This is a genomic window from Pseudomonas sp. ADAK7 (assembly GCF_012935675.1).
Lineage (GTDB): Bacteria > Pseudomonadota > Gammaproteobacteria > Pseudomonadales > Pseudomonadaceae > Aquipseudomonas.
The window spans coordinates 5,753,679-5,763,836 of the sequence record NZ_CP052861.1; the positions used below are offsets into that span (position 1 = coordinate 5,753,679).

At 53.4% G+C, this 10,158-nt stretch carries 9 protein-coding genes; 5 read left to right on the top strand and 4 right to left on the bottom strand.

Annotated features, from left to right (window positions below; all coding sequences use genetic code 11):
* Window positions 1-207 precede the first annotated feature (207 nt).
* Window positions 208-1,344, top strand: coding sequence for an XRE family transcriptional regulator (locus HKK53_RS26520; protein WP_169373214.1), 1,137 nt, complete (start codon window positions 208-210; stop codon window positions 1,342-1,344).
* Complete coding sequence (locus tag HKK53_RS26525) at window positions 1,341-1,838, top strand: DUF4411 family protein (RefSeq protein WP_169373215.1); 498 nt, start codon at window positions 1,341-1,343, stop codon at window positions 1,836-1,838. The genes HKK53_RS26520 and HKK53_RS26525 overlap by 4 nt, the downstream gene beginning before the upstream one ends.
* Before the next feature lie 579 nt (window positions 1,839-2,417).
* Here the strand turns inward: HKK53_RS26525 and HKK53_RS26530 are convergent.
* Both HKK53_RS26530 and HKK53_RS26535 read right to left on the bottom strand, forming a co-directional pair.
* A complete protein-coding gene (locus HKK53_RS26530; RefSeq protein ID WP_169373216.1) occupies window positions 2,418-2,918 on the bottom strand; it encodes a DUF3916 domain-containing protein in 501 nt (166 codons plus the stop codon).
* A gap of 147 nt (window positions 2,919-3,065) precedes the next feature.
* Entirely contained in the window at window positions 3,066-3,395 is a 330-nt protein-coding gene (locus HKK53_RS26535; RefSeq protein ID WP_169373217.1) for a hypothetical protein, read from the bottom strand.
* Between the two features lie 405 nt (window positions 3,396-3,800).
* Here HKK53_RS26535 and HKK53_RS26540 point away from each other — a divergent pair, with 405 nt between their 5' ends.
* Window positions 3,801-5,048 carry an OprD family porin gene (locus HKK53_RS26540; protein ID WP_169373218.1) on the top strand — a complete coding sequence of 416 codons (1,248 nt, stop codon included), beginning with the start codon at window positions 3,801-3,803 and terminating at the stop codon, window positions 5,046-5,048.
* A 26-nt stretch (window positions 5,049-5,074) separates the two neighbouring features.
* Complete coding sequence (locus HKK53_RS26545; RefSeq protein ID WP_169373219.1) at window positions 5,075-6,685, top strand: argininosuccinate lyase; 1,611 nt, start codon at window positions 5,075-5,077, stop codon at window positions 6,683-6,685.
* 31 nt (window positions 6,686-6,716) lie between these two features.
* Here the strand turns inward: HKK53_RS26545 and HKK53_RS26550 are convergent, their stop codons facing one another.
* Window positions 6,717-7,934 carry a cation:dicarboxylate symporter family transporter gene (locus HKK53_RS26550; RefSeq protein ID WP_169373220.1) on the bottom strand — a complete coding sequence of 406 codons (1,218 nt, stop codon included), beginning with the start codon at window positions 7,932-7,934 and terminating at the stop codon, window positions 6,717-6,719.
* A gap of 121 nt (window positions 7,935-8,055) precedes the next feature.
* On the opposite strand from HKK53_RS26550, the gene HKK53_RS26555 reads away from it, so the two are divergent.
* Window positions 8,056-8,970 (top strand): LysR substrate-binding domain-containing protein, encoded by a 915-nt coding sequence (locus HKK53_RS26555; RefSeq protein ID WP_169373221.1) that lies wholly within the window; start codon window positions 8,056-8,058, stop codon window positions 8,968-8,970.
* 258 nt (window positions 8,971-9,228) lie between these two features.
* On the opposite strand, the gene HKK53_RS26560 is transcribed toward HKK53_RS26555, so the two are convergent.
* Window positions 9,229-9,819: a hypothetical protein gene (locus tag HKK53_RS26560; protein WP_169373222.1), complete on the bottom strand. Its 591-nt coding sequence runs from the start codon at window positions 9,817-9,819 to the stop codon at window positions 9,229-9,231.
* Window positions 9,820-10,158: the final 339 nt, after the last annotated feature.

A 10,158-nucleotide genomic window follows, 5' to 3' on the forward strand; every position in this document is an offset into this window, starting at 1 on the left:
CTTCGGGTCGAAGAAAATTTACCTCATAATCGCGCGCTCCCACCGTCGGCAGCTCTGTTTCTCGACTAATCTGTAGTCGCTGCAACTCGACCTTAAACAGCCAAGGAGAAAGGCAATGCCAGATAACTGGAACCAGCGTCAGTCGGCTGCATCTGCCAAGGATGCTTTAGAACGTTTGCTGGCCCCATCTGATTTGCCTTCGACCCTATGAGCCAAGCCGCCTTAGTCAATCCAAGCCTGCTCACATGGTCTCGTGAACGTGCAGGTCTCTCCACTGAGCAGGTTGCTAAAAAACTGCCAGTGAAACCTGATCGAGTAGAGGAATGGGAGGCAGGCGAGACCAAGCCAACATTCCTTCAGGCTCAAAAGTGGGCGAATCTTGCTCACATCCCGTTCGGCTTCCTTTTTCTTAAGCAGCCACCCGTCGAACAATTGCCTTTACCTGATCTGCGAACTGTCGGTGGGATTGCTCCTCAACGTCCCAGTTTGGAACTGTTGGACACCGTTAGGGATTCCATACGTAAGCAAGACTGGTATCTGGAGCATCTGCAAAATCAAGAGCGTCAACCGCTGGCATTTGTAGGTCGCTTTAATAGCCGTTCTCAAGTCGCAGAGGTAGTGGACGATATCCGCCGAATCCTCCGCGTGCACCCTGACATTGCTCGATTGGATTATGACAAGTACAGCCGTGCCTTAATTGAAGCTGCTGAGGCGGCTGGCATTTTGGTGATGCGCAGCGGCATTGCGCTAGGGAATACGCATCGCAAACTTGAAGTTAGTGAGTTCCGTGGTTTTGCCATCAGTAATGTTGTCGCACCTGTTGTGTTTATTAATAGTTCTGATGCCCCCACTGCCAGGCTCTTCACCTTAATTCATGAGCTGGCACATATTTGGATTGGTAGCAGTGGAGTATCTGACGGAAATACCGTAAATGGTCGAGACGAGGAGCGATTCTGCAATGCGGTTGCCGGTGAGTTCCTTGCTCCCGAAGTCAAGTTTCGCGCCCTTTGGAACGCAGATGTTAACTGGGAAGACAACTTACCTCCGCTAGCCTCTCGGTTTCACATCAGTAAATTAGCTATCGGTCGTCGCGCATTTGATCTGGGCTATATAAGTCAAGCGCAGTACAGCGCTTACTATCGAATGATCCTCAAGGCTTTCCAGGATGACAAAGGTGGAGCAGGTGACTATTACCGTAACGCCACCACGAAAAACAGCCCTCGTCTAAGCAAGGCAGTGCTGACTGAAGCAATGAGTGGCCGGATGCTGCTACGCGAGGCGGGAAATTTGCTCGGCGTGCAACCTGCTAAATTAAGGACTCTCGCCAGTAAGATTTCGGAATGAATCATTTACTAGACGCCAACACTCTGATCGAAGCTAAGAATCGCTACTATGGAATGGTCATTTGTCCTGGATTTTGGCAATGGTTATTACTTAAAAATAAAGCACTGGCTTTATCCAGTATTGCGCCGGTATTAGATGAGCTGACGAGAGGCAATGACGATTTGGCGGGTTGGGCGAAGGGCAATTCCGATTTTTTCCACTCCACCACTGATCAGGATACGCAACTGGCGTTCATGCAGGTTGCGGGGCTTGTGGCTGATCAAGCTCCTAAGATGAAGACAGGTGCTATGGAAGAATTTTTAGCAGGTGCTGATCCTTGGTTAATTGCGAAAGCGATGACCACAGGGGCTACAGTCGTTACTCATGAAGTGCTGAATCTCGATGCTAAACGAAAATTCATTATTCCCAATATTTGTAAGGAACTAAACATTCCTTTTTTGAATACGTTCGAGTTGTTGCATAGGCTTGAAGCAAAATTTGTGTTGCCTGCTTGAAATAAGTGAATTGGTAAATTGTGTGGGCTTGAAATGGTTGTCAGGGTGGATGGAAATAAATCTGACCCTTTTTTCTGCTTTTTCTAGCCTCTTTTTTCTATGATTATCTCTGGGTTGAAAAGTTGTAATGTCGTAAAGAGTCAGATTTGCTGTGTTTTTTGTAGAGATGCTTTGATGTAATTATTGGTCTGGTGTTATTGGAGATGAACTAATTTTCTTTTGAGGAAAAGCAATTAGCAATAATTTTAAGTTAAGGTTTGTTTGAATTAAGTATGCTCTAAAGATGAAGTCAGTCCAGTCGAGACTCAATAAGACTCCTCATTGGCTTGAGGTCGTCGCTGAACTCTTTCGAGAAAAGGTGACAGACCTATTTTTATTATAGTCATCTCAGTAAATTAGGAAAATGGGAAAGATTTATTATTGGATAACCCCTACAATAAATCCGTTCCCGTTTTTTCTTTTTTTGTTCGAGAGAAAAGGGGACTGATTTATTATTCACGCACTCTAGCGCACTTGGAACAAGCGATGTCTGCCAGCCCACCACAATCCCGATGGGAGCGAGCCTGCTCGCGAAATACATCAGGCCGGTTCCCCGATGCACCACCACTGTACTGCGACCTCATCGTCAGGTTGAGTTACGTCATGTCCGTGCTCGATGAAATTCGCTGGTGTTTGCAACGCAAGAGTACGACTGATCCGCTCTGGCATGAGCGCGTTAGCTTCACCGAGAAAACCCAGATAATAGTCTCGGTCATAGAAGACGGTGACTTCACTTTGATGAACCCATGGCCACACCAGTAGGCAAGCGACGCGATAGTAACCCTGTGAGCGGTCAGCAGCGTTGGACAGGTGGTTTGCGGCTTCGAGCAGTTGCTGAATGCAGAAGGCTTGAACTTCGATCCTGGCTTGAGGACCTTGAATCAGGGCCTCGTGCACCGGGATCTTCCAATGTGTATAGCGCTCCATGTGCGCGGATCGCGGGTGAAACTCGTCGCGAAAACCAGAGGCCCAGCGTTCCAGTGCACGAAGGCGACGGGGAATGCCTCTGAGTGGCTTGTTGCTTATGGCGATTTTCCGCATTTATACGTCCTTGTGATGCTGAAAAAGTCTTTTGTGTTTGTCTGCTGGCGCAATGGAAACGTGGGCAAATTATTTCCTTATCAGCCAAATACTTACCTAGTACCAGTCGTGTACAAGCGGCGCCAAACTTACCCTAACCCGATCATATTACTGAATATCTTTCAAGTAATCCCTAAGCGCAATAACCGGCGCTTCAAGCTGCTCCATCGTCCGCGCATCACTGAAATCAGCAGCCAACCTACGCAGCTCCCGCCCCAACGGCGTATCAACACCACCTAACGCATCCAACGCCAACCCCACACAATGCCCCACCCGAAACTGAATCCCCTCAACATCCCCCCGCCGCACCAACAACCCAAAAACCTCCCGCTCATAATCACTCATGATCGGATCATCCCGCAGGATCGGGCTTTCCCCCTCGCGCTCATAAGCCAGCTTGAGGGCGAACAGGGCAACGGTTTCCAGTGGCAATTCCATTGTGTGAATCCTTGATTCGTTAGCTGAGCGGTTTGGATTGTGTGCCTTAAAGGCAAGATCAAAAGATCGCAGCCTTCGGGGTGGTGAGGTGCCAGTCACTTTTGTGTGGGCGAAAAAAAAGCCCTGCGCAGCAAGACCTTATTTGATTCGGTGCCGAGGAAGACTCGAGCCTCGGTTTGCGGGCGCCATATTAAGCGGTGAGAGGGGCGGTGTCGCTGATATTTGCTACCTCCTGTTCGTCGATTGCCACCGCAGATTCACCATACTCAAAACCTCTGCAATCAAGACTTTCAATATATTTTCAATCTGCAAACCAGCTCGTTAGCCTGCGTATGCCGGATGGGTCTCCCTGTCGCCGTCCGGACAAACAATTCTAAAAATAAGCAGTAGGCAACGGGAATAACAATGAATAAAAAACCTATCGCCCTGGGGCTGACGTCGGCCACCTTGGGTTTGTCGCTCGCCTTTTCTCCTTTCGCTGAAGCTGACTTTCTTAAAGACAGTAAGGCCGACCTCGAATTTCGCAATTTCTACTTCAACAGTGATTACCGCCAGGACGGTGCCAGTCAGTCCAAGCGGGATGAATGGGCCCAAGGGCTGATTCTCAACTACCAATCGGGTTTTACCGAAGGGCCAGTGGGGTTTGGTGTCGATGCCATTGGTTTGCTGGGTTTGAAGCTGGATTCCAGCCCTGATCGGCAAAATACCGGTCTGTTACCCGTGGGTAGCGACAAGGCGCCGGACAGTTACAGCCGCATGGGCGCGACGGCCAAGGCGCGGATTTCCAAGAGTGTGTTGAAGGTCGGGACGTTGATCCCGTCGCTGCCGACCGTGCTGCCCAACGACGGACGCCTGTTGCCGCAAACCTTTCGTGGTGCGCAGTTGAGCAGTTTGGACATTGACGGTCTGACCTTCGACGCCGGGCGCCTGACCAGCAATACCTTGCGTAACGTCAGCGGTCACGATGACATCGAGGTCGATGGCAAAGGCATCAAGGGCGCGGTGCCCAGCGATAAATTCGACTTCGCGAGTGCCAACTACAAGTGGACCAAGGACCTCGCCACCGGCTACCACTACGCGCATCTGGAGGACAACTACACGCAGAACATCTTCAACCTGGTGCACACCTTGCCGCTGGGCAAGTCGCAGTCGTTCAAGACCGATTTGCGCTACGCCGACTCCAGTAAGGACGGCAACACCAACATCGATAACCAGGCTTTTGGTGCGCGGTTCACCTACAGCATTCAGGGACACTCGTTCGGCACGGCCTATCAGCGCATGAAAGGCACGACTGGCTTTCCGCACCTCGATGGCACCGATTCCTACCTCGTCAACTACGTGATGATCTCGCCGGACTTCGCCAACCCCGAGGAAAAGTCCTGGCAGGTTCGCTACGACTACGACTTCGCCGCCCTCGGCCTGCCCGGGCTGACGTTCATGACGCGCTACCTCAAGGGCGACAACTTCGAACGCACCAAAGGCGTGGAAGGCACCGAGTGGGAGCGCAACACCGACATCGGCTACGTGTTCCAGAGCGGCGCGCTGAAGAACCTCGGCGTGAAATGGCGCAACGGCACGTACCGCAGCAACGAGAAGGGCAATGACATCGATCAGAACCGGTTCATCGTCAGCTACACCCTGACCCTGTTGTAACCCATAAAGAAAAGCGGAGCACTGACATGTTCACCCAGAAAAAACTCATCCACCTCGCCGTGGTCTTCACCCTGTTCAGCAGTTACGGCGCCTACGCTGCGGACACCGGCGAATTGCCCTGCAAGACCACCGAACAGTGCGCGGCCCAGGCGGCGAAAGTCGGCGCCTCGGTGGACACCTCGCAGGCGTCGCACAAGGCCAAGGGCGATCCGACTCAAACCCAGTTCGCCTGGCTGAACCGCATCAACAAGGCATCGATTGTGATGCTCACCGAGGAAGGCATCGTCAAGCCTGACATGGGGCGCAAGATTGCTGGCGGCGTGCGTTACGCCATCGATCAGGGCGCGCAGCCCGGCGGCGTGCGTCCCAGCGATGTGCTGCAACTGGAAAAAATCATGACCGACAAGATCGGTCCCGAGGCGTCGCTGATCCACTCCGGCCGTAGTCGTCAGGACATGCTGGCGACGTTCCGCCTGGCCAAATTGCGCTCACAGGTGTTGGCCTACAGCGAGGCGTTGAACGCTACCCGCCAACGCATCCTGAGCCTGGCGGAAAAGAACGTCGACACCCTGGTGCCGGCCTATACCAACGGCGTGCAGGCCATGCCGATCAGTTATGCGCATTATTTGCTGGCGTTCGAAGCCGCGTTTGATCGCGATGGCCAACGCATCCGCGAACTCTACGTGCGCCTTAACCAGAGCCCGATGGGCACCGCCGTGCTGGCGAACTCCGCTTACCCGCTGAACCGCGAGCGTCTGGCCGAGTTGCTGGGGTTTGATGGCGTGCGGGAAAACTCCCTGGATTCGAGCCAGGTCTCGACCTATGACATTCCGATTGAAGCGGCGAACCTGGCGGCGTCCTCGGCGATTCGGGTGGGCGCGATGATTGGCGACATCCACACCCAATATCATCAGATTCGCCCGTGGCTGCTGCTGGATGAAGAGTCCACCTACACCAGCAGCGCGATGCCGCAAAAACGCAATCCGGGCTTGCTGATGCGCACCCGTGAATCGGCCTCGGATGTCGTAGGGCTGTCGCAGACCGTTACTTTGCGCGCGCATAACGTCACCACCGGCATGACCGACTACAAGTTCGCCTTCGATTCGTTGGGGCTGTTCCACGCCACGGGCGAGATGTTCGAGAGCCTGGATGCGGTGCTCGATGCGCTGCAAATCAATCCGCAGCGCGCCCTGGAAGAACTGGAGTCGGAGTGGAGTACTTCAATGGAACTGGCCGACACCCTGGAGCGGCAATTCAAGGTGCCGTTCCGTATTGGTCATAGCTTCGCGTCGCTAATCGTCACCGAAGCGCGCAGCAACGGCACCACGCCGAAGACGTTCCCGTATGCCGATGCGCAGAAGCTGTATCGCCAGGCGGCGGACAAGTTCAAGTGGACGCCTAACACCTTGCCGCTGGATGAGGCGCAATTCCGGACGGCGTTGTCGCCGACCAATATGGTCAAAACCCGCAAAGGCACGGGCGGCCCGCAACCGGAAGAGGTCAAGCGGATGCTGGTCGAGGCGCGCAAAACCCTGGATGGCGATCAGCAGTGGTTGGTGGAGCGTCGGGCAAAACTGAAAGGTGCTGAAGACAATCTGGACAAGGCATTCAGCAAGTTGGCGGATGCCAAAAACTAGGTGATCAAATGTGGCGCCGGCATCCCCGGCGCTACTTCAGGTCGGCAAATTCACGGTTCAAGGCCTCACGATCGATGGAGTTTTGCCATCCGCATATCGCCAGACACGCCACGCCGTTACCCAGCACATTGGTCAGCGACCGGCACTTCATCAACCGCTCCACGCCCAGCAGCAACCCCACGCCTTCCAGTGGCACCAGTTGCAGAATGCTCAAGGTCGCGATCAGGGTAAACAATGCAGAACCGGCGACACTGGTCGCGCCGAGGGAGGTAAACAAACAAATCAACAGCACCTCCAGGAGTTGCGGCGCGGTGATATCCACCCCGGCCAATTGGGCAAGAAACATCAGCGCGGTGGTCAGGTAAAGATTGGTGCCGGACAAGTTAAAGGTGTAACCGGTGGTCAATATCAGGCGCACTAATTGGCTGTCGCAACCCAATGCCTCAAGTTTGCCGATAAGTCCTGGAAGTGCGGCCACCGACGAGCCGGTGAACGTTACTAACAGTAACTCTTCCTTTAAGTAAATAATCAGTCTTGATAATTTAACGCCCACCATTCGGGTGATGGTGGCGAATACCACGACGACAAATAATCCACACGCCAGATAAATAACCACAATAAATTTAAGCAGCGGCATGACCGAACTCAGGCCATATTTGCCGACGACAAAAGCCATGGCGCCAAATGCCGCCAACGGCGCGAATTTCAAGAGGATCCGCAACAGCAGGAACATCATCTGTACGCCGGTTTCAAGCCAACCCTGGCATCGGTCGCTGAAGGCCCCGCCACGCTTGAGCAACAGCCCGCAAATCACCGCAAGCAACATCACCTGCAATAACAGGCTTTGGGTCAAAACATCGTAAATACTGGACGAAATGGCCATCCACGATAGCTCGTGAAGCAGTTTTTCCGGTGTGGGCGCAGCGGCAAAAACGGCTGCGTGATTAAGGTTGAACAGCAAACCCGTCGCCATTCCAAACACCAGCGCGGCGATGGACATCAGCTGAAAATACAGCACGACGCGGTAGATCACATTGGGGTGTTTGTGTTCACGATTGAGGCCGGCAATACCGGTAGAAACCAAGACAAATAGCAGGAACGGCATCAATAAGCCGAGGGTTTTTATGAAGGTGTCGCTGAGCAGTTTCATATCAATTGCCACTTCTGGATAAACCAGACCCAGCGTCATGCCACAGGCAATGGCAATCAATATAGGCAGGGTTCCATTTTTGGCATGAATGAACGGCATCCGTACTCCAGGCGATTTTTATTATTTGTTATTGTCGTGACTGGCCATGTTCGGCATATTGGTCAGCCTGAAGACTCACTCAGGCCGCAAATAATAAGGCCTTGTTACGGGATATACCACCATGGAACTTCGCCATTTACGTTATTTCATCATAGTGGCCGAAGAGCGACATATCACCCGCGCCGCCGAGCGCCTGAATATGCAGCAGCCGCCCCTCAGCCAACAGATACGTGCATTGGAACGAGAGTTGGGTTTCGAGTTGTTCAAACGTCATCCCAAGGGCGTTGATCTGACCGCTGGCGGGCTGGTGTTCCTCGATGAAGCGCGGGCGATTCTGGCTCGTGTCGAGCAAGGTTCCCTCAAGGCCTCCCGCGCAGCGCAGGGGATTGAAGGTACGTTGGTCATTGGTTTCACCAGTTCTGCCGCCGCGCACCCGCTGATCCCTCGGATCATTCGCGCCTACCGCGAGCAATACCCCGGCGTGGAACTGTCGATCAAGGAAGGGAGCGCCCGTGAAGTCACCGAAGACACCACCGAAAAACGCATCGACATCGGCATCCTTCGTGCACCGGTCAGCGCCCCCGAAAGCCTGACCTTCCACCGCCTGCTCAACGAGGAAATGCTCCTGGCCTTGCCGATTGGGCACCCGTTGCTCAAAGGGGCCGAACCCAAGATCAGCATGATTGAACTCAAGGATGAACGCTTCATCCTCGTCCGCCGCCCCGGCGCGCCGGGCATGTACGCCAACCTGATCAAGGCCTGCCAGAACGCCGGCTTCGAGCCGAATATTGCCTTTGAAGTGGAGCGGATGCTGACCAACGTCAGTTTGGTTGCCGCCGGTGAAGGCATCTCGGTGGTGCCCGCGTCGATGCGCGACGTACACCGCGAATCCGTGGTGTATTGCCGCATCCGCGACGCGCAGCCGAGGTTGTTGGCGCCCATTACATTGGTACAGCGCGCATTCAATCCCTCGGCGCCGTTGCAGAATTTTATTGGTTTGGCTCGGGAGCTGGCCGGGGTTTATCGAAAGGCATGAACGAGTTTGGGAAGGGGAGTGCGCAGGAATCGCAGGCACAAAAAAACCGGCTAAGTGCCGGTTTATTTGTTTTCCAGTGGCTGGTAAGGACCGCTGGATCTTTGTATATGGTGCCCGAGGGAGACTGGCGTGATTCATGTATTCCGTGGCTTGCAGCCTAATTTTAAATGTAGGGATACAAGCAGGGATACAAGCCGGTCATTGCTAGGGCATTAAGTCTAAGGTCTGCTGAGGGTCTTAATGGCCGTGATCAGATCATTAACCGGCAGTTGGTTCAAGATCTATGACGTCTTGGAGCCTCCCCCCGCTGATATCGCACTGGGCCTTTACGTCGAATCCCTTCCCTCCGTTGTCAAAGTGTCCAGCCATGATTGGCATGTCCTTTTTGTACTTTGGATCATCAGGTAGCTGCGTCCAGTAACGCAGCGTGCCGTAGCTCACCGGTCCAGGCGGGGAGATTCGTTGCTGAATGTTCAATCTGCATTGCTCTAGCAATTCCGGGCGAGATGCCGGACGGAGCAAAGTGCTTTGTGCGATCACGCATTCACGAACGTTGCTGATCTCCTTCAGAATCGCTTTCGTACTTTCCGGAGACTTGTCCCCAAGCTGTGCGAGTAATGCATGCTCTTGGGTATCAACGCTACGATTCATCGTCGAGCTGAACTCTGCAGCTCCCTTCTTTGATGCTATTTCGTAAGCGGCTTTGAACACATGAGAGGTCTGTGTGCTCAACCCCATGCCACAAGTCTTAAGAGCGATATTCAGGGGGTCTGTTTCGGTGAATGATGACGTGCAGCCATGCAGCAGAAACAACGATGTGAGGCTCAGGGAAATCAACTTCCGGGTCATAGGCTTCTCCAAATGATTAGGATCTATAGCGGCAGCTCCGGCTTGGGCTGAAGCCCGACGACCAGCGGATCTATCACTATGGTCAGTTCCATCTATTAGGTGGGTTCTGGTGGCGTGGTCATCGAAGTCGTCGATTGCCTGGGTGTGAAAATCCAGTGGGGACCCTGAGGGGTTGCGAGACACACGGGGTCGGAAACCCGCGGGACTGCGTTAGTGGGAGAACTTCAAAGTTACTGAAATTTCAGCCATTGAAATTGAAAGAATCCTGCTGAAAAAAGGCCATCGTTACCGCACCGGTAACGATGGCCTTTTGTGTTGATGATTATGGACACCTTGGGC